A 19557-nucleotide genomic window follows, 5' to 3' on the forward strand; every position below is an offset into this window, starting at 1 on the left:
GAGCCGCGAAATTTACCGGATCTGCCCTGTGGGTGAAAGGCTGGCCTCCTGCCTGCCCGTCTCTGCCGTGACCGGTGTCACAAACGATGCAGCCAGCAGCTCCCGCGTATACGGGTGTCGGGCCGAATGAAACAACCCGGCCGTGTCACCACGCTCCACCACTTCGCCATCCTTCATCACGATCAGATCGTGAGCCAGCGCCCGCACCACCGCCAGGTCATGACTGATGAACAGATAGGTCAGCCCGTGCTCCTCCTGCAACCGGCGCAACAGCGCGACGATCTGCTTCTGCACGGTGCGATCCAGCGCCGAGGTCGGCTCATCGAGCAGGATCAGATCCGGCTTGAGCACCAGCGCCCGAGCAATGGCGATGCGTTGTCGCTGCCCGCCGGAGAACTCGTGGGGATAGCGATGACGCGTCGCCGGATCGAGTCCGACCTCCTTCAATACCTCGATCACGGCCTGTTCGCGCTCAAAACCAGTCATATCACTATGCATCTGCAACCCTTCGGCAATGATCTGCTCCACGCACAAGCGCGGGCTGAGGCTGCCGAACGGATCCTGAAACACCACTTGCAGGCGTTTACGCAGCGGACGCAACTGTTTGCCGCTCAGCTGCTCAAGTGCTTCACCCTTGAAGCGGATGCTGCCATCGGCGTCGATCAGGCGCAGGATCGCCTGACCCAGCGTGGACTTGCCCGAGCCCGACTCACCGACAATGCCCAGGGTCTTGCCCCGCTGCAGGTTCAGATCGATGCCGTTGACCGCGTGCAGATACGACTTGGCCCGCAGCCACCCGCCGCCCAGCGGAAAACGCACATGCAGATTGCGAACCTCGAGCAAATCCTCCACTGCATCACGGCACAACGCCGCGCCACCGGGTTCGGCGTTGAGCAATTCGATGCTGTAGGGATGTTGCGGCGCACGGAACAACTGCGCGCAGCTCGCCTGCTCAACGATTTCGCCCGCGCGCATCACCGCCACCCGCTGGGCGATGGTGCGCACCAGATTCAAGTCGTGACTGATGATCAGCAGCGCCATACCCAGCCGCTGTTGCAGCTCCTTGAGCAGCAACAGAATCCTGCGCTGCACCGTGACGTCGAGGGCCGTGGTCGGCTCATCGGCAATCAGCAGCTGCGGTTCGCAGGCCAGCGCCATGGCGATCATCACCCGCTGCCGTTGCCCGCCGGAGAGCTGATGTGGATACGCCTTGAGTCGCTCGCGCGGACGTTGAATGCCCACCAGCTCCAACAGCTCCAGAATCCGTTTGCGCGCAGCCGTGCCCGCCAGGCCCTTGTGCAGCGCCAGGCTTTCGCCGAGTTGGCGCTCGATGCTGTGCAACGGGTTGAGCGAACTCATCGGCTCCTGAAAAATCATTGCGATGCGGTTGCCGCGCAGTTGCCGCAGATAGCGCTCGTGCACCCCCAGCAACTCTTCGCCGCCGTAGCGGATGCTGCCGTCGATCCGGGTGATGTTCGGGTCCAGCAGTTGCAGGATGCTGTGGGCCGTCACCGACTTGCCGGAACCCGACTCGCCCACCAGCGCCAGGCATTCCCCGGGGCAAATGTCGAAGTTGATGCCGTGCACCACTTCCTGCCCTTTGAACGCCACCCGCAAGTCGCGTATTTCGATCAGATGTTCACGCATATCAAGTCCTGGGGTCGAAGGCATCACGGCAGGCTTCGCCGATGAATACGAGTAGAGAAAGAATCAGCGCCAGGGCAAAAAATGCCGTCAGCCCCAACCACGGTGCTTGCAGATTGTTCTTGCCCTGACCGATCAGCTCGCCCAGCGAAGCACTGCCGGCGGGCATGCCGAAACCGAGGAAATCCAGCGCCGACAACGTGGCAATTGCCCCGGTCAGAATGAACGGCAGGTACGTCAACGTCGCACTCATGGCATTGGGCAGAATGTGCCGCACGATCACCTGCACGTCGCCGACCCCCAGCGCCCGCGCCGCTTTCACGTACTCGAGCCCCCGGCTGCGCAGGAACTCGGCGCGCACCACGTCCACCAGACTCAGCCAGGAAAACAGCGCCATGATCCCCAGCAACCACCAGAAATTCGGCTCGACGAAACCCGACAGAATGATCAGAAGGTAAAGCACCGGCAATCCCGACCAGACCTCCAGCAGACGCTGGCCAAGCAAGTCGACCCAACCGCCGTAATACCCCTGCAAGGCACCGGCCGCGATCCCGATCAACGCGCTCACCGCCGTCAACGCCAGGGCGAACAACAGCGATACCCGCGTGCCGAATATCACCCGCGCCAGCACATCCCGCGCCTGATCGTCGGTGCCCAGCCAGTTTTCAGCAGTGGGCGGGCTCGGGGCCGGTTCGGTTAGATCGTAGTTGGCCGTGTCGAAACCGAACGGGATCGGCGCAAACCACATCCGTCCGCCCTGCCCCTCGATCAGTTCACGCACCTGGGCGCTGCGGTAGTCGGGCTGGAACGGCAGCTCGCCGCCGAAATCCTGCTCGGTGTAGCGCTTGAACGCCGGGAAATACCACTGGCCCTGAAAGGTCACCAGCAACGGCTTGTCGTTGGCGACCAGTTCGCCGCCCAGGCTCAGGCCGAACAGCGCGAGAAACAGCCATAACGACCACCAGCCGCGCCGATGGGCCTTGAACCGCGCCCAGCGGCGCTGTCCGATGGGAGAAAGCGTCGGCATCAGGCAGTCCTCGCGGTGAAGTCGATGCGCGGATCGACCAGCGTGTAGCACAGGTCGCCCAGCAGTTTTATCAAGAGCCCGAACAAGGTGAAGATGAACAGCGAACCGAACACCACCGGGTAATCCCGCGACACCGCTGCCTCGTAACTCAGGCGGCCGAGACCGTCGAGGGAGAAGATCACTTCGATCAACAATGAGCCGCCGAAGAAAACCGTGACCAACGCCTGAGGCAATCCGGCCACCACCAGCAGCATCGCGTTGCGAAACACGTGTCCGTACAACACCTGTCGTTCACTCAGGCCTTTGGCGCGGGCCGTGACCACGTACAGCCGCGAGATCTCGTTGAGGAAGCTGTTCTTGGTCAGGATCTTCAGCGTCGCGAAACCGCCGATCACCAGCGCGCTGACGGGCAACACCAAATGCCAGAAGTAATCGGCAACCTTGCCCCACAGCGACAGCTCGGTGAAGTTGTCCGAGACCAGCCCGCGCACCGGAAACCAGTCCAGCGCCGTACCACCGGCGAACACCACAATCAGCAGCAGCGCAAACAGGAACCCCGGCATGGCATAGCCAATGATGATCGCGGCGCTGCTCCAGACATCGAACGCCGAGCCGTTGTGCACGGCCTTGCGGATACCCAGCGGGATCGATACCAGATAAGTGATCAGCGTCGCCCACAATCCCAACGACAAGGTCACCGGCAGTTTCTGCCAGATCAGCTCGGTCACGGTCGCGCCCCGGAAGAAACTCTTGCCGAAGTCCAGTTGCGCATAGCTCTTGAGCATCAGCCACAAACGCTCGCCGGCGCTTTTATCGAAGCCGTACTGGCGCTCGATCTCGGCCACCAGTTTCGGGTCCAGCCCACGGGTCGCGCGGGACTCGCCGCCAATGCTTTCGACATGGCTGGCACCCACCGCCGCACCGACACCGATCCCCTGCAATCGGGCGATGGCCTGCTCGACCGGGCCACCGGGCGCAGCCTGCACAATCACGAAGTTCACCAGCAGAATCGCCAGCAAGGTCGGCACGATCAGCAGCAGACGCCGCAGGCTATAACCCCACATGGGCGTACTCCTTTTGCTGTTGCTGCATTTGCGTCGCGGTCAGCGCGGTCGGACTGATTTCCCACCAGGTGTCGAGGCCGGCGTCGTACAGCGGCGCATTCGCCGGGCGACCGAAACGGTTCCACCACACCGTGGAAATCCCCGGCGGGTAATAGTTGGGAATCCAGTAGTAGCCCCACTGCAACACCCGATCCAGAGCATGGGCGTGGCGCAGCAGGCTCTCGCGATTGTCGGCCTGCACCACGCCTTCAAGCAGCGCATCCACCGCCGGGTCGCGCAGCACCATGTAGTTGTTGGAGCCAGGATCGTCGGCGCCGTCGGAGCCAAAATAGTTGAACAGCTCGCGCCCCGGTGCCTGACTCACCGGGTAACCGACGACGATCATGTCGTAGTCGCGGCTGCGCACGCGGTTGGTGTATTGCGCGGTGTCGACCTGACGAATATCGAAGCCGATGCCGATCTGCGCCAGGTTGCGTTTGAACGGCAGCAGCAGACGCTCGAAACCCTTCTGGCCGTTGAGAAAGGTGAATCGCAGCGGCTCGCCGGCGGCGTTCACCAGTTGATCGCCTTGGGGTTTCCAGCCAGCGGCCTCCAGCAATTTCAGGGCCTGCAACTGTTGCGCGCGGATGTTGCCGCTGCCGTCGGTGCGCGGCACCTCGAACACCTGGCTGAAGACTTCATCGGGAATCTTGCCGCGCCACGGTTCGAGGATTTTCAACTCTTCGGCATCCGGCAGTTCGGTGGCCGACAACGCGCTATGGGAAAAGAAGCTGCGCTGACGCAGGTACATGCTGCGCATCATCTGCCGGTTGCTCCATTCGAAATCCCAGAGCATGGCGATCGCCTGCCGCACTCGGCGATCCTGAAACACCGGCTTCTGTAAGTTGAACGCAAATCCCTGGGCACCTTGCGCGGCGCCGGGTGCGAGGTGTTCACGCAGCAACTTGCCCTGCTCCAGCGCCGCCCCGGCGTAACCGATGGTGTAACTGGTGGCGGAGAACTCGCGGTTGTAATCGAAGCCACCGGCCTTGAGCACTTGTCGCGACACGTCCGTGTCGGCAAAGAACTCCACGCTCAATTGATCGAAGTTGTAGAGCCCGCGAGTGATCGGCAGGTCCCTGGCCCACCAGTCCTTGATCCGCTGAAATTTCACGCTGCGCCCGGCGTCCACCGCGCTGACCTTGTACGGCCCGCTGCCCGGCGGAATCTCGAAACCTGCGCCATCGGCGAAATTGCGTGTACGCCACCAATGCTCGGGTAACACCGGCAACGTCGCCAGATCCAGCGGCAATGTGCGGCTCTCGTTGTTCTTGAACACGAAACGCACCTGGGTCGGCGACTCGACCTGCACCTCGGCGACATCGCGAAACTGCTGGCGATACTTGAGGCTGCCCTGAGTGGTGAAAAGCTCGAAGGTGTAGCGCACGTCTTCGGCGGTGATCGGCGTGCCGTCCTCGAACTGTGCCTCGGGGTTGAGGTAAAAGCGCAGCCAGCGCCGGTCCGCGTCCAGCTCCATCCGTTGCGCCACCAGACCGTAGACGCTGTAGGGCTCGTCCTTGCTGCGATAGGCCAGCGGCGCGTAGAGCCAGCCGTCGATGTCAGCGACGCCGGTGCCTTTGTCGATGTAGGGAATCAAGTGATCGAACGGGCCGCTCTCCAGCGAAGAGCGGCGCAAGGTTCCACCCTTGGGGGCATCGGGGTTGGCGTAGGCCAGATGCTGGAAGTCCGGGGCGTATTTCGGGGCTTCGCCGTAGACCGTGAGGGCGTGTTGGGGTGCCGCGAACAGCGCCGGGCTCAGCGACAGACCGACGCTGAACAGAATGACTCTGGAAAACATGGGCAGATCCTTTCACCACGTGCCTGCCTGACTGTGATGTGCAACAGGCCGGGCCTTTTTATAGGGCGGGATTTAGAACCATGTGTTACTAAAACCCGCCGTCACCGATCATTCTCAGAATTTGTAATTGACCCGCGTGTACAGCGTGCGGCCAAACGGGTCGCCGTATTTCGGGTCGTAGCCGCTCTGGAACGTGTAGGTCTGGTTGCTGAATGGTGGCTCGCGGTCGAACAGGTTCTTCACCCCGAGGGTCACCGCCAGAGTCTTGCGCCAGGTATAGGTGCCGGCCACGTCCCAGACGTTGTACGAACCGACGTAATCGTGTGTCTCGCGATCCGAGTCGTGGTAACCGCTGGTGTAGCGGTTGGTCAGGCTGGCGCCGAGCGGGCCGTAGTTCCAGCTACCGGTCAGGCTGTGACGCCAACGGGCCACGGCGCCGGCCGAGGCAAAATCGCCGCCACGAAAATCGCCGAGCTTGTCGATGTAGTCGCCCTTGAGCTGCTGCTGATAGTCGTAACGGGTGACGTAAGTGCCTTGCAGACCGATGCCGAAATCGCCATACGGCGTGCTCGGCAGGCGATAGTCGAAGCTCACGTCGACGCCGTTGGTCTTGATCTTGCCGAGGTTGGCGAGGCCGGTGACGATGTGATCGATGGAGCCATCAGGCTTGCGGATCAGGCGCTCCGGGTACAGCTCCGGGTTTTCGAACACCGCCGATTCGGGGAATTCGGCGATCTGGTTGGCGATGTCAATCCACCAGAAATCCAGCCCGGTGGTCAGTCGATCAAACGGCTGATAAACGAAACCGAGGGTAACGTTGCGTGCGGTTTCCGGGCTCAGGTCCTTATTGCCGCCGGTCCGGCTGTTGAACTGCTGAGCGCAGTCGCGGTTGGCAATCCCGCCGTTGCTCGGGTTGCCACCGGCACACAGCCGGGGGTCGTTGTAATTGGCGACGGTGAACGTGGTGAAGTTCGGGTTGTACAACTCGTACAGCGACGGCGCGCGGAAGCCTTCACTGTAGGCGCCACGCACCACCAGTTCCTTGAAGGGCTGGAAGCGGAACGAGTACTTCGGGTTGGTGGTGCTGCCGAAATCGCTGTATTTGTCGTGGCGCACGGCGGCGGATAATTCAAGGCTGTCGAGCACCGGCACGTTGACCTCGGCGTATTGGGCCGAGACGCTGCGATCCCCTTGTACGCTGCCGTTGGGATCAACACCCAGGCTCTGCACGTCGCCGGCAAACGCGGCGAAATCCTGGTGGAAATCTTCCTTGCGGTATTCACCGCCCAGCGCCAGCGCCGAAGGCCCTGCACCGAACCAGTCGCCGATCTCGCGGCTGATACGCCCATCAATCGCCTTGACCCGGCCCACTGCCGTCGCGTAATCGCCATTTACCTCGTTGGCTGCCAGTAATGCCGAACCGGCAGCGGTCTGCGGGCCGAACGGGTTGATCACACCGTTGGCGATGCCCTGGCTGACGGCGCGGTCGTTCACGTAACCGCTGCGAATAGAGTTGACTACCTTGTTCTGGTTGTACGAGGCGCCGAGGTTGTAATCCCACCCCACCAGCGTGCCGTCGAAGCTCAACAGCAGGCGCTGACCGGTGTTGTCATCTTCATGCTGCCGGGCGCCAACAGCTGTCTCGCGCCAGTTCACGTCCACCGGTTGCGTCGGGTCGAGGGCAAAACCGCTCGGCCCTGGCGTGATGCCGTTACCCGGATAGAACGCAGTGCCGGGATTGATCTGATTGCCCATCAAAGTGCCAGGCCCGATCTGCGTCCGATTTTCGTTACGCGCCCAAAAGTACTCGAGGCTGACGTTGTGATCGTCCGACAGCTTGCCAGTGGCCTTGGCGAACGCGGAGGTCTTTTCGGTTTCCGGCACCAGGTCCAGGTAATTCCACAGGCTCTGGCGGCAGATGCCGTTGCGTGACAACAACCCCGGCGCATTGCAACCGGAACCGGCCAGCGGGTTGGTGGCGTTACTGCCCTGGCTCCAGTTGGCGGGCGATGCCGTGCCGGAGGTGTAATCGAGTCCGCGTCCCGGCTGGTAGTTATAGGTGTAGCCGCGATCGTCGGCCGCCAGGCGATTCTGCTTGTCGTAGCTCACCACGCCGAAAACGTTGAAGCGATCGTCCTGCAAATCACCAAAACCCCAACTGCCGCTGAAGTTACGGCTTTCACCGCCACCGGAGTGGGTCGGCGTGTCGTAGCTGGTGCTGATCTGGCCTTCGGTGAGGCTGGTCTTGGTGATGAAGTTGATCACCCCACCGATGGCATCGGTGCCATACAACGCCGAGGCGCCGTCGCGCAGCACCTCCACCCGTTCGATGGCAGCGAACGGGATGGTGTTGAGGTCGACGCCAGAGCCATTGATCGCATTGGTCGCGTTGTTGCTCAGACGCCGACCGTTGAGCAGCACCAAAGTCTTGTTCGGGCCAATGCCACGCAAGTCCGCATAAGACGCCCCGCCGCTGCTCGACCCTACCGAGCGCCCGGAGCCCACCGAAGACTGGTTGGCCGAGATGCGGCTGACCAGCTCTTCGGTGGTGGTCACGCCCTGCTTCTGCAATTCCTCGACCCGCAGGATGGTGACAGGCACAGCGGTTTCGGCATCGACCCGGCGGATCGCAGTGCCGGTGACTTCGACCCGTTGCAACTGGGTGGTCGGTTCTGTACTGCTGTCGGCAGCAATCGCCGGTAACGTGTTGATCGCCAGCAGCAAGGCCAGGCTCAAAGGGGATTTAACGGGTGAAAAATGGATCATGAACAGCCATCCCTGCGTTTTGGTTTATGCAGGGATGTGCGATGGCGGATGACGATTTATAGGGCGCGATTTAGACCGTTGGGTGCTGAGGTTATGCAAAATGCGGCATGACGCTTCATCAGACCAACGCCATTTCCGCGAGTAAGCGGGTATCGAGGCCGAACCGCTCCTGCGAGACCATCCTGAACTGCCCTTCTGCCAGGTCGCAGCTCACCAGCAAGTTCCACGAATGGCGGGTTGCCGCCGACGGGATCAGTACAAACGGGTGCTCGGCCAGCAACGCGTCGGCGAACAATTGCTGATTGGGTGAAGGCTGTGCAGGGCTCAGCCAGTAAGGGTTCGGCACCTCTTCGGGCTGCACGATTTTCACCTTCGCGTCACTGATGACCTCAAAGCACGTCAATACATAAGGTTCGCGGTCCAGGGCATCAAAACTGCGGTTGGCTGCCACCTCCAGAATGGCCGAGGAAGGATCGACTGAGGCGTAGACGACGCGTCGTCCGGGTATATTCCAGCGACCGCCTTTCAGCTTCGATCCAATCCCGCTGTCCCACGTGCCTCCGTAAACCTCGGGATCCAGCCGCCAGGCATACCAATGCTTGTCCCACGGCAAGGGGTTCATGGGTAAACCCCGTAGATAAGCTGCTGCAAATACTGCTCGACCATCTGAAAACCCAATGGATGCAGGGTCAACTCCAGCGGCACATGACCGTGAAAATAGGTAGAGGGTTTCTGCAGCCAGTCCTCCGCCCGTGGTTGCCCCCCGAAGGCCCGAATGGCCAACTCCAGCACCAATGCATATTGGTAGGCGATGACACTCTGCTGCGGGTCAAGCCGTACCGGTTTGCCTTCTTTCAGCAGCCGCTGTACCGTTCTGACCGACTTGCCAGTGATGAGTTTGACCACGTCGCCTTGCTGGTAAAGCTCGGAGGTTGAAAGCATGTCGACGACGTCGTTCAACTCGAACCCTTCATCGGTAAGGTGAACAATCAGCAGGGCGTCATCACCGATGTTCCGGCCATGCACGAGCAATTCGACAGGTTTGCCCTCAACCTTCTTCAAGCCCGCCAACCGGGTTACTTTTGCACTGGGCAACGCGACATCCTCCATGGGGCACCTGGCACGGTCATCGCGCCACTGTTGGCGTGCGGAATAAGCCGGCGTTTCGTATTCGAGGTGTGCAGTTCGCATGATCAATCCATTATCAGAGGCCTGAGTAATCAGGCCGTTAACGACTTCAATGTCATCGCCGATGCTATAGATCACGCTTCCGACGACCAACCTGAAAAAGTCGTCGGAAATATCCCCGTTTTCGCGCAAAGTCCGGCAACTTCCGTAGGACGCTGCCGGACGTCATTCCGCCCTCAACTGCCGAAGTGATAACTCACATCCAGCCACCACTGGCGCCCGTACGGGTCGTAGTTGCCGGTCGGGTAATACGGCCAGCCCGCCGAGTCGTCATGCTTGACCTGATTGAGCACGTTGTTCACGGTCAGCCCGACACTCGCCCGGTCGTTGAGCTTGTAGCGCGCACTGGCGTTGAACACCGTCCACGGCGACAGACGCCCGTCGCCCGCGCCGTTGGTGACCGAGCCGTAGCGAATCCCCATCAATGTTGCCGTGGCCTTCTGGTAATCCCAGGTCAGGCTGGCGTTGACCTTGCTGCGCCAGTCGTAATTGGTGCGCGAGGTGCGCCAGTCCTGGGTCGGGGCTTCGTCCGATTCCTTGTAGTAATGCGAGAGCACCAGGGTGTAGCCCAGCGCCGAACTGAACGCACCGTACTGCCCGGCACCCCAGCGGATGTTGCTCTTGAAGTCCAGGCCGCTGACCCGTTCGCTGGCGGCGTTGATCGCGTTCACCCGCACCCGCTGCAACTGATTGGGATCGACGGCAGCATTGCCGGGATTGCGATCGACCCGCGCCAGGGTCGACTGGCAGTTGGCCGAGTTGATGTCCTGGGTGCCGTTGCGGCATTCGTTCTCTTGCTGCAACAGGCGGTTTTCGTCGACGGTGGTCAGCAGGTCATCGATCTCGACTCGCCAGAAATCCGTCGAGAAGTCAAAGTTGCGCGACGGTGACCAGACGAAACCGTAGGTCCAGGATCTGCCGCGTTCGGATTCCAGATCCGCCGTGCCGCTCTGGGTGTAATCGACCCGCCCGCGATCACAGGCGCCCTCCACGCCCTGGTTGCAACCGTAATAGTCGATCTGCGCCGGGTAGTAGCCGTTGCTGTCGGACTGATAGATGTAGTTCAGGTCCGGGGCGCGGAAACTGGTGCCGTAGCTGCCGCGCACCAGCAGGCTGTTCACCGGCCGCCATTCCAGGCCAAGGTTGTAGGTTTTCTGTTGTTCGGTGCGGCCACTGAATTTGTATTGGTCCCAGCGCCCTGCCGCTGTGGCCAGCACCGTGTCGGTGACCGGAATACTGAACTCGCCACCGGCCGCATAACGCTTGCGCGAACCGCCGGAGCTTTGCGCCGGGGTCACGCCGTAGAAGCTGCCGTCGTTGAGGCTGTCATCCGGATCGATGCGATATTCCTGTTTGCCCGCCTCCAGCACGCCGGCAAATCCCACCGGGCCAGCCGGCAGATCAAACAACTCGCCGTTGACCGACGCGTTGTAATTGGTCGACACCGACTTGCTGCTCTGCGTCAGGTTGCCGCGAAACTGCTCCCACTCCTGGGTTGTCAGTGGCCGGTCGAGGCGCGAGGCATCCGGCGCGAACACCGGGTAACCGTCGCGGATGCCCAGTTGCGGGCCGAGGTAGAAATCCTGGATCGACGACAGCGGTGTGTAGCGTGTGGTGCGCACGCTCTTGTACTCGGACCGGTTGGCCGCCAGTTCATAGTTCCATCCGGTGTCGGCAATCTTATCGGAGAGTCCCAGAGTGCCGGTCCACGAGGTGTCGCGCCACTTGCTGTTGTTGCTGGTGCGTCCGCCGATTTCCTCTTCGCCGAAGCGGCGGTACCAGCGCTCCAGATTGCCGCTGTTCTGGTTGATGAAGTCCGGCGAGGTGAAGCTCGGGCCGCGTGTGTTGTTCTGGATGTGATCGAGACCGTACATCAGGTCGGCGAAGACCTGACCACTGTCGCTGAAATGCCAGGTGCCACGGGTGTAGCCGTCGTAGTTTTCCTTTTGCGTCTGCACCGTCCAGTAATCGTTGTACATCTGGTCGGTGCGGCAACGTCCGCCGCTGTTGAACAGTTTGTTGTCGAACGTGCCCTGATAGGCGCCGCAACCTGGCCCCAGATAGCGGTTGTTGGTCAGGTCGCGCCGGTAGCCGACATCCGCCAGCGGCCCGCTCTGCATGAAGCCGCGATCATCGGCCCAGATCGGATCGCGGTGGGTCAGTTCAAGTCCAAACAGCCCGTTGAAGTCGCCCCAACTGCCCCCGCCACTGATCTGCAAACGCTGGTTGTCACCGCCGCCGCGCTCGCTGGTGCCGCCCTTGAGGTTGACGTCGACGCCATTCATTTTGTCTTTGAGGATGATGTTCACCACCCCGGCAATCGCATCCGAACCGTAGATCGCCGAAGCGCCACTGCTGAGCACTTCGATGCGGTCGATGATCGCCGACGGAATGTTCGCCAGGTTGGTGAAGTTGACCTTGCCGTCGTACGGCGTCGGGTAATCGGCGACCCGCCGGCCGTTGATCAGCACCAGCGTGTGGTTGGGGCCAAGGCCGCGCAGGTTGAGGGCGCTGGCCGCCGGTTGCCAGGTGTTGCCGTAGTCTTCGCCCTGGGTCATGCCGGTGTTCTGGGTTTGTGTGGCGAGGGCGTCGTGGACGTTCTTGTAGCCGCGCGCCTCCATTTCTTCGTGGGTGATGACATTGACCGGGGTCGCACCATCACTCTGCGCACGGGCGATGCGCGAGCCGGTGACGGTGACTTTTTCCATGCGGTAATCGGCGCTGCTGGCGGGTGCCACGGCTGCGGCCTTGACCGGCGCGGCGCTCGGCGCATCGGCCGGGCGAATACTCAGGCCCTGGGTGCCCTGCTCGACTTGCAGACCGCTGCCGATCAGGGCTTTCTCCACCGCCTGACGTCCACCCAATGCGCCGCGTACCGTGCTGCTGCGCTTGCCCTGCACCAGATTCTGGCTGAAGGAAATCGGCACGCCGGTCTGCCGCGAGATGTCCAGCAGCACCTCGTCGAGGGCCCCGGCGGCAATGTCGAAGGTAAAGACCTGAGCGGCGGCGTCTTGTGCCTGAACGGCGACCGGAGCCGTGCCCGCCGCCAGCACGATGGCCAGCGTCAGGCGGGACAATTGTTGTTGTTTGAATGAGAACATCGAGGGGCTTCCCTGTTGAAGGCGTCTGCAGGGAATGAGCAGTGGCCCGGCGCTTTTTATAGGGGGACGGATAGACCGGGAAGTTATGGATTTATAACCGCGCTTCAATGCTGACCCAGTACGGGTTGTGCCAGGTGACACGGATCGGCAGCGAACGCTCCAGCAGTTGCAGGGTGCGGTCGCTGTCGTCCAGCGGATAGAGACCGCTGAGACGCAGACCGGCAACCTCCGGGCTCACGTGCAGGATGCCTCGACGGTAGCTGCGCAGGCTGTCGATGACTTCGCTCAAGGGGCGATCGCGCACTTCAAGCCGCCCTTGCACCCAGGCACTTTCCTGCCCGTTGCCGGGTTCCAGCGCAAGGATTTCCTGAGCGTTGAACAGCAGACTTTCGCCCGCCTCCACCACTTGCCGAGCGCCGCTGGCGGTGACCACTTCGACCTGTGAATGCAGCATCACCAGCCGCGTCGAATTTTCCCCGCGCTGCACCAGGAATTTCGTCCCGAGCGCACGCATCCGTCCATGCTCGGTTTCGACCACAAACGGCCGGGCCAGATTTTTCGCCACATCGATCAGCAGCTCGCCGCTGCGCAAGTCCAGCAAACGCTCGTTGTCGTTGAAGCGGGGTACCACGCGGCTGCGGGCATTCAACGTAAGGGCGCTGCCATCCTCCAGCGTGAATTCCCGACGCTCGCCGGTACCGGTCGACAACTCGCCGGCCTCGGGCAACCAGCCATAACGTCGACCGAGCAAACCGGCCAGCACCGCGATACCGAGCACGCTCAAACTGCCGCTGAGGAATCGACGGCGACTGGACGGCGCATTCAGGCTGTGCAACACACTCTCACGCGGCAAGCCGCGCAGGTTCGCATGGCGCAACAGGTTCAGCCCGCCACCCATTTGTTCGATGATCTGCTGATGCCGTGGATCCACCGTGCGCCAGGCGTCGAAGGCGGCGCGCTCCTGCAAGCTGACATGCCCTGATTGCAGCAGCGCCATCCATTGCGCTGCTTCGTCGATCAGCGTTTCGTCCGGCCTCATGCCTGCATCGCCTGATAGCAACGCTTGAACGCCTCGACCATGTATTGCTGCACGCGGCTGGTGGACACGCCGAGGCGTTCGCCGATTTCGCTGTAGGTCAGGCCGTCGAGTTGGTGGTAGAGAAACGCCGCCTTGGCCTTGGCCGACAGGCCGTTGAGCAAGCGATCCACCGCCAGCAGCGTTTCGATCACCAATTCCCGCTCCTCGGGCGACGGATGCACCGGTTCCGGCGCCAGCGCGAGGCTTTGCAGATAAGCGCGCTCCAGATCCTGCCGGCGCCAGCCTTCATAGACCAGCCGCTTGGCAATCGTGGTCAACAGCGCGCGGGGTTCGCGAATTGCCAGCGGATCGGGCAGCGCCAATACCCGAAGAAAGGTTTCCGAAGCAATGTCCTGTGCGCTGTGCGGGCAACCGAGCGTACGGCTGACCGCCGCGCACAGCCATCGGTAGTCCTTTTGGAACATCTGCCCGATGACCTGGTAATGCGGGTTGTGACTCCCCATGCGTTACTCCCTGAAAACGGGTTCCACCCGCTGCGAAAATCCATGGATACGCCGGGATCTTCCGGCGGTGATCAGGGATGCGACTGTGCAATAGCGTCTGAGACATTTGAAGTAATAAAAAATCAGGATCATCAAACCTTTGAGAATAAGGCGTGCCGTCGCCGCAGCAATATTGGCTAACACAACGTTGATCTCGATCAGTGGCGCCAGCCACGCCAGTCACTAACCTTGCGCCTCCATCGATAGCCACGGACGGCTCACAGGGAGCCTGCGGCTGACCTTTCAAGGAAGAACAATCATGCGATCACTCAACATCATTCTTTTGTCGTCGGCGTTCAACGGCCTGACTCAGCGTGCATGGCTGGACCTGCGCCAGGCCGGGCACTCGCCGAGCGTGGTGCTGTTCACCGACGAAGCCGCCGTGTGCGAACAGATTGAAAACAGCGGTGCCGACCTGGTGATCTGCCCGTTCCTCAAGGATCGCGTCCCCCACGCGCTGTGGAGCAACCCGCAGCGTCCGGTCGTCATCATCCACCCCGGCATCGTCGGCGATCGCGGTGCCAGCGCACTGGATTGGGCGATCATGCGCGAGCTGCCGTCCTGGGGCGTGACCGCCCTGCAAGCGGTCGAAGAAATGGATGCCGGCCCGATCTGGGCCACCTGCGAATTCAACCTGCCAACGGGGCTGCGCAAATCCGAGCTGTACAACGGCCGGGTCAGCGACGCGGCGATCTGTTGCATCCGTGAAGTGGTGGAGAAATTCATCGACGGCTTCGTGCCGATGGCGCTGGATTACAACGATCCGAAAGTGCGCGGGCGTTTGCAGCCGAACATGAAACAGGACGACCGCACCTTCAGCTGGCATGACTGCTCGCGCTTCATCAAACGCTGCATCGATGCGGCGGACGGCCAGCCCGGCGTACTCGCCAGTCTCGCCGGCGGACAGTATTACGTGTTCGACGCGCACCTCGACCAGCGCACCGGCATGCCCGGGGAAATTCTCGCGGTACACGACGACGCGGTGCTGGTGGCGACCGGTGATCACAGCCTGTGGATCGGCTCGCTGCGACGCAAACCGCAACCGGGCGAGGAAACCTTCAAGCGTCCGGCGCGGCATGTACTGGCTGGGCAACTGGCGCACGTGCCGGTGCTGGACTGGTCGATTGCCAACGCGCCGTTCAGCGACGAGCCGTATCAGCCGATCCGCTATCGCGAGTCCGGCCAGGTCGGCGAGCTGACGCTGGAGTTCTACAACGGCGCCATGAGCACCGAGCAATGCCGGCGCATGGTCGAGGCGTTGCGCTGGGCCAAGTCCCGCGACACGCAGGTACTGTTGATCAAGGGCGGGCGCGGCAGTTTTTCCAACGGCGTGCACCTGAACGTGATTCAGGCCGCAGAAGATCCAGGCGCCGAAGCCTGGGCCAATATCCAGGCCATCGATGATGTGTGCGAAGAATTGCTCAGCGCGCGGCAACTGGTGGTCAGCGGGGTCACCGGCAATGCCGGTGCCGGCGGTGTGATGCTCGCCCTGGCGGCTGACATCGTGTTTGCCCGCGCCGACATCGTGCTCAACCCGCATTACAAGAGCATGGGCCTGTACGGCTCGGAATACTGGACCTACAGCCTGCCCCGCGCCGTCGGCCCGGCCATGGCCGAACAACTGACCCAGGCCTGTCTGCCGGTCAGCGCTGCGCAGGCGCTGCAACTGGGCATGGTCCAGGAAATCGGCCCGCGCTGCCCGGACGAGTTTTCGCTGTGGCTGCTGCAACGGGCCAACAGCGTGCTGAGTGATCCGACTTATGCGCCGGTGCGCGAACGCAAGCTGCGGGTCGATCATGCGCTGATCCGCCAATGCCGCGAGGCGGAGCTGCAAGAGATGCAGGAAGACATGCTGTACAACCGCAATCAGTTTGCCGAGAAGTGCCGCAACTTCGTGTACAAGCGCAAGACTTGCTGTACGCCGGCGCGGTTGGTGGAGGATTGGGCTCGGGTGGATGATACCGAGCTGGTCAGCTAATCCGTGGGGGCCGCTTTTGCCTTACAATGCGCGCACCTCAACCACCGGCCCGCCCATGGACATCGACCTCGCCCGTACCTTTCTGGAAATCGTCCGCCACGGCAGCCTCGCCGCGGCGGCCGAGAAGTTGTTCGTCACTCAGACAGCAATCACCGCCCGTGTCCAGAAACTCGAAAGCCAGTTGGGCAGCACTCTCTTCGTACGCAACCGTGCCGGCGCACGCCTGACCGCCAACGGCGAGGCCTTCGTGGTCTACGCCAATCAACTGGTGCAGACCTGGGAAGCGGCGCGCCGCGACCTGCCCTTGCCCGAGGGCTATCACAACGTGCTGCACATCGGTGGCGAGGTCAGCCTGTGCAACCCGTTGATGCTCAGTTGGGCCGCCGAATTGCGCGAGAAAATCCCCGGTCACGCCCTGCGCATGGACATCCGCGACGGCGAAAACCTGCTGCGCCAGCTCGAACTGGGGGTGCTCGATGCCGCGCTGGTCTATCAACCGGAATACTGGCCGGGGCTGCAGGTCGAGCAAGTGCTGGAAGAAAAACTGATTCTGGTGACCACGCCCGGCCGCCCTGCGCCCTACGTGTACATCGACTGGGGCCCGGACTTCCGCCGCCAGCACGACGCTGCCCTGCCGGAAAAGGCCAAGGCCGCCCTGAGCTTCAACCTCGGCCCGCTGGCCCTGCAATACATCCTGGAGAACGGCGGCAGCGGCTATTTCCGGACCCGGGTCGTGCGCACTTATCTGGAAAGCGGCGCGCTGGAGCCGGTGACCAAAGCCCCGGAATTCGGCTATCCGACCTACCTCGTCTACTCCCGCGACCGCGACTCGGCGATCCTGCAACAGGCGTTCGATCTGCTGCGCGAAGTGATCAGGGCCGATGACGACTGGTCGCAGCGCTGGAACCCGTTGAGCTGACGGTCGCCATACACCGGAGCATGGCACTTGTGACCTGAAGGTTGGCCCTGCACAAACGGCGGGATCGGCTACGCTGCCGGGATAACAACAATATCCGCAGGTGAGCGCAGTGAGGCAGACCACCGAGGCATTTCGCAGCCGCTATCGGGCGGCGATCCATCCCCGCTACAACCCGTGGCTGCACGGCGCATTCGTGCTGCTGTTCGGGGTGCTGGCCATCGGCGCGTTCTGGAGCAGCGTGCACCAGGTGCAACCGCTGGAATGGCTGGCCGTGCCACTGACCCTGCTGTTCTTCAATTTCGGCGTGTACATGGTGCACCGCCACCTCGGTCACCACAAAAAGAGCTTCGCGCGGATGTTCTACGCCCGACATGCCGGCGATCATCACAGCTTCTTCACCCCCGGCCACATGACCTACGACGGCGCCCGCGACTGGCGGGTGATCCTGTTCCCGGCCTGGCTGATCGTGCTGCACACGCTGGCAATCACCCTGCCCCTGTGGTGGCTGTTCGCGCAGGTCAACAGCAACGTCGCCGGGCTGTTTGGCGGCTGCATGGTGTTCGGTTACCTGACGTATGAAGTGTTTCACGCCTGCGAGCATCTGCCGCCGCAGAACCTGCTGACCCGGCTGCCGTGGATCCGCCAGATGCGCCGTCTGCACGAGCTGCATCATCGTCGCGAGCGCATGCAGGAGCGCAATTTCAATATCGTTTTTCCGCTGATGGACTATCTGTTCGGCACCCTTTACTGGGAGCCGGAAACCGCCCCTCTGACCGATTCGAGAACGCCCATGACCCGCATGCAGCACACCGTCGACATTGCCGGCGATCCGATCGCCGTCCTCGCTTACGCCGCCACTGTCAGTCGCTGGCCGGAGTGGCATCCGTCTTCGCTGAAGATCGACGGCCCGAGCGGTGCGCTGCATGCCGGCGCGCGATTCGACGAGGACATCCATGCCGGGGGACGCGAGGGACATTTGCGTTGGGAGGTGACCGAATACCTGCCCGGTCGGCGCTGGTGTGCCCGGGCCCAAGGTGACCAGGGTCTGTCGTTGCAGCTGACTTATGAATGCTCGGCGCACGACGGTGCCACGCGGTTCGTGCGCACTCTCGACTACCAGTTCGAAGGTATCGGCCTGCGCATCGCCAACCAACTGCTGCTCAAGCGCCGCATCGAGCGCGAATCGGCGACTTCGATGATGGCCCTGCGCGACATGGCCACCCGGCACCTGGCCCTTGCAGGAGCTCACGTGTGAAGTGGCGCTATCCGTTGTTGTTGCTGATCGTCGTCGTTGTGGCGTTCCTGCTGCTCATGCCGACCAAGGTCGAGCCCGTGGCATGGACACCGCAACCAGCGCCCTCGCTGAGCGAAGGCCAGTACGCTGACAACCAGCGGCTCAAGGGTGTTGCACAGGTGGGGCCGAGCAATATCGAAGGGCCGGAAGCGCTGCTGCTGGAAAACGATTTTCTGATCACCGGCCTGCACGACGGTCGCCTGCTGCGCACCAGCCTCGACGGCCAACAGCGCAAGGTGCTGGCCGATACCGGCGGCCGGCCGCTGGGGCTGGCGCGGCATCCCAACGGTTTGCTGGTGATCGCCGACGGGGTCAAGGGTTTGCTCTCCCTCGACGCACAGGGTCAGTTGGTGGCGCTGACCACCGAAGCCAATGGTCTGCCGTTCGGCTTCACGGATGACGTGGCGATCGACAAGTCCGGACACTACGCCTACTTCAGCGACGCCTCGAGCCGCTGGGGTTACGGTCACGATGGCGAAGCGATCATCGAACATGGCGGCGACGGACGCCTGCTGCGTTACGACTTCCAGACCGGAAAAACCAGCCTGTTGCTGGACAAGCTGGAGTTCGCCAACGGCGTGACCCTCGGCCCGGAAGACGCCTATGTGCTGGTCAACGAAACCGGCGCCTACCGCATCAGCCGCTACTGGCTGACCGGGCCCAGGGCCGGCACCCACGATCTGTTCATCGACAACCTGCCGGGGCTGCCGGACAACCTCGCCTTCAATGGACGGGACCGGTTCTGGGTGGCGCTCTATACCCCGCGCAATTCGCTGCTGGATAGCACGGCCGGGCATCCGTTCGTGCGCAAGATGATCGTGCGGGCCATGACCGTGCTGCCCAAACCGGTGGAGAAACGCGGGTTCGTGCTGGGACTGGATCTGGAGGGCAAGGTGATTGCCAATCTGCAGGATGCCAGCGCCGGCAATTATTCGCCGATTACCACAGTGCGCGAATATGGCGACTGGTTGTATTTCGGCTCGCTGAAGGCCACGCACATGGCGCGGATGCCGTTGGAGGCAGCCTTGAAGTGAGGCTTGAGATTTGCGGTGGATCGGCGGACGCCATCGCTGGCAAGCCGGCTCCCACAGCTACCGTGTTAGTCGCAGAACCTGCAAACGACGAAAAACCCTGTGGGAGCTGGCTTGCCAGCGATGG

14 protein-coding genes are annotated in these 19557 nt (G+C 62.2%); 4 read left to right on the top strand and 10 right to left on the bottom strand.

The genetic code is table 11. From position 1 onward, the window contains the following. Positions 1-12 precede the first annotated feature (12 nt). From QLG12_RS10465 to QLG12_RS10510, 10 genes are all read right to left on the bottom strand, one after another. Positions 13-1647, bottom strand: a complete 1635-nt coding sequence (locus QLG12_RS10465; protein ID WP_282474439.1) for an ABC transporter ATP-binding protein — start codon at positions 1645-1647, stop codon at positions 13-15. A 1-nt stretch (position 1648) separates the two neighbouring features. After that, positions 1649-2671, bottom strand: a complete 1023-nt coding sequence (locus tag QLG12_RS10470; protein ID WP_282474440.1) for an ABC transporter permease — start codon at positions 2669-2671, stop codon at positions 1649-1651. Continuing rightward, positions 2671-3735: a microcin C ABC transporter permease YejB gene (yejB, locus tag QLG12_RS10475; protein WP_282474441.1), complete on the bottom strand. Its 1065-nt coding sequence runs from the start codon at positions 3733-3735 to the stop codon at positions 2671-2673. Before yejB ends, QLG12_RS10470 begins: the two co-directional genes overlap by 1 nt. Beyond that, complete coding sequence (locus QLG12_RS10480; RefSeq protein WP_282474442.1) at positions 3722-5572, bottom strand: extracellular solute-binding protein; 1851 nt, start codon at positions 5570-5572, stop codon at positions 3722-3724. Before QLG12_RS10480 ends, yejB begins: the two co-directional genes overlap by 14 nt. 114 nt (positions 5573-5686) lie before the next feature. Then, positions 5687-8338 carry a TonB-dependent receptor gene (locus tag QLG12_RS10485; RefSeq protein WP_282474443.1) on the bottom strand — a complete coding sequence of 884 codons (2652 nt, stop codon included), beginning with the start codon at positions 8336-8338 and terminating at the stop codon, positions 5687-5689. Positions 8339-8456: 118 nt separating this feature from the next. Continuing rightward, positions 8457-8960, bottom strand: a complete 504-nt coding sequence (locus QLG12_RS10490) for an RES domain-containing protein (RefSeq protein ID WP_011334506.1) — start codon at positions 8958-8960, stop codon at positions 8457-8459. Continuing rightward, complete coding sequence (locus QLG12_RS10495; RefSeq protein ID WP_197868068.1) at positions 8957-9448, bottom strand: antitoxin Xre/MbcA/ParS toxin-binding domain-containing protein; 492 nt, start codon at positions 9446-9448, stop codon at positions 8957-8959. The genes QLG12_RS10490 and QLG12_RS10495 overlap by 4 nt, the downstream gene beginning before the upstream one ends. Before the next feature lie 254 nt (positions 9449-9702). Next, positions 9703-12627 carry a TonB-dependent receptor gene (locus tag QLG12_RS10500; protein WP_282474444.1) on the bottom strand — a complete coding sequence of 975 codons (2925 nt, stop codon included), beginning with the start codon at positions 12625-12627 and terminating at the stop codon, positions 9703-9705. 91 nt (positions 12628-12718) lie between these two features. Next, entirely contained in the window at positions 12719-13666 is a 948-nt protein-coding gene (locus tag QLG12_RS10505) for a FecR family protein (RefSeq protein WP_282474445.1), read from the bottom strand. Next, the gene (locus QLG12_RS10510; RefSeq protein WP_282474446.1) at positions 13663-14169 is read right to left on the bottom strand and encodes a sigma-70 family RNA polymerase sigma factor; all 507 of its coding nucleotides are present in this window, start codon (positions 14167-14169) and stop codon (positions 13663-13665) included. Before QLG12_RS10510 ends, QLG12_RS10505 begins: the two co-directional genes overlap by 4 nt. A gap of 298 nt (positions 14170-14467) precedes the next feature. Between QLG12_RS10510 and QLG12_RS10515 the strand changes: the two genes are divergently transcribed. The 4 genes from QLG12_RS10515 to QLG12_RS10530 all read left to right on the top strand — a co-directional run bounded on the left by QLG12_RS10515 (position 14468) and on the right by QLG12_RS10530 (position 19433). Then, positions 14468-16186 carry a hydrogenase maturation protein gene (locus QLG12_RS10515; protein WP_282474447.1) on the top strand — a complete coding sequence of 573 codons (1719 nt, stop codon included), beginning with the start codon at positions 14468-14470 and terminating at the stop codon, positions 16184-16186. Positions 16187-16241: 55 nt separating this feature from the next. Continuing rightward, a complete protein-coding gene (locus QLG12_RS10520) occupies positions 16242-17105 on the top strand; it encodes a LysR family transcriptional regulator (RefSeq protein WP_085610473.1) in 864 nt (287 codons plus the stop codon). Between the two features lie 109 nt (positions 17106-17214). Beyond that, on the top strand, positions 17215-18360 hold the full coding sequence (locus QLG12_RS10525) for a sterol desaturase family protein (protein ID WP_282474448.1): 1146 nt from the start codon (positions 17215-17217) through the stop codon (positions 18358-18360). Further along, entirely contained in the window at positions 18357-19433 is a 1077-nt protein-coding gene (locus tag QLG12_RS10530) for an SMP-30/gluconolactonase/LRE family protein (protein WP_282474449.1), read from the top strand. The genes QLG12_RS10525 and QLG12_RS10530 overlap by 4 nt, the downstream gene beginning before the upstream one ends. Positions 19434-19557 lie beyond the last annotated feature (124 nt).

Source organism: Pseudomonas sp. V88_4 (assembly GCF_029967985.1).
GTDB lineage: Bacteria > Pseudomonadota > Gammaproteobacteria > Pseudomonadales > Pseudomonadaceae > Aquipseudomonas > Aquipseudomonas glycinae.

Bases quoted from the DNA above. Each gene is read 5' to 3' on its own strand.
- QLG12_RS10465 (WP_282474439.1), bottom strand. From the start codon at position 1,647: ATGCGTGAACATCTGATCGAAATACGCGACTTGCGGGTGGCGTTCAAA.
- QLG12_RS10470 (WP_282474440.1), bottom strand. From the start codon at position 2,671: ATGCCGACGCTTTCTCCCATCGGACAGCGCCGCTGGGCGCGGTTCAAG.
- yejB (WP_282474441.1), bottom strand. From the start codon at position 3,735: ATGTGGGGTTATAGCCTGCGGCGTCTGCTGCTGATCGTGCCGACCTTG.
- QLG12_RS10480 (WP_282474442.1), bottom strand. From the start codon at position 5,572: ATGTTTTCCAGAGTCATTCTGTTCAGCGTCGGTCTGTCGCTGAGCCCG.
- QLG12_RS10485 (WP_282474443.1), bottom strand. From the start codon at position 8,338: ATGATCCATTTTTCACCCGTTAAATCCCCTTTGAGCCTGGCCTTGCTG.
- QLG12_RS10490 (WP_011334506.1), bottom strand. From the start codon at position 8,960: ATGAACCCCTTGCCGTGGGACAAGCATTGGTATGCCTGGCGGCTGGAT.
- QLG12_RS10495 (WP_197868068.1), bottom strand. From the start codon at position 9,448: ATGGAGGATGTCGCGTTGCCCAGTGCAAAAGTAACCCGGTTGGCGGGC.
- QLG12_RS10500 (WP_282474444.1), bottom strand. From the start codon at position 12,627: ATGTTCTCATTCAAACAACAACAATTGTCCCGCCTGACGCTGGCCATC.
- QLG12_RS10505 (WP_282474445.1), bottom strand. From the start codon at position 13,666: ATGAGGCCGGACGAAACGCTGATCGACGAAGCAGCGCAATGGATGGCG.
- QLG12_RS10510 (WP_282474446.1), bottom strand. From the start codon at position 14,169: ATGGGGAGTCACAACCCGCATTACCAGGTCATCGGGCAGATGTTCCAA.
- QLG12_RS10515 (WP_282474447.1), top strand. From the start codon at position 14,468: ATGCGATCACTCAACATCATTCTTTTGTCGTCGGCGTTCAACGGCCTG.
- QLG12_RS10520 (WP_085610473.1), top strand. From the start codon at position 16,242: ATGGACATCGACCTCGCCCGTACCTTTCTGGAAATCGTCCGCCACGGC.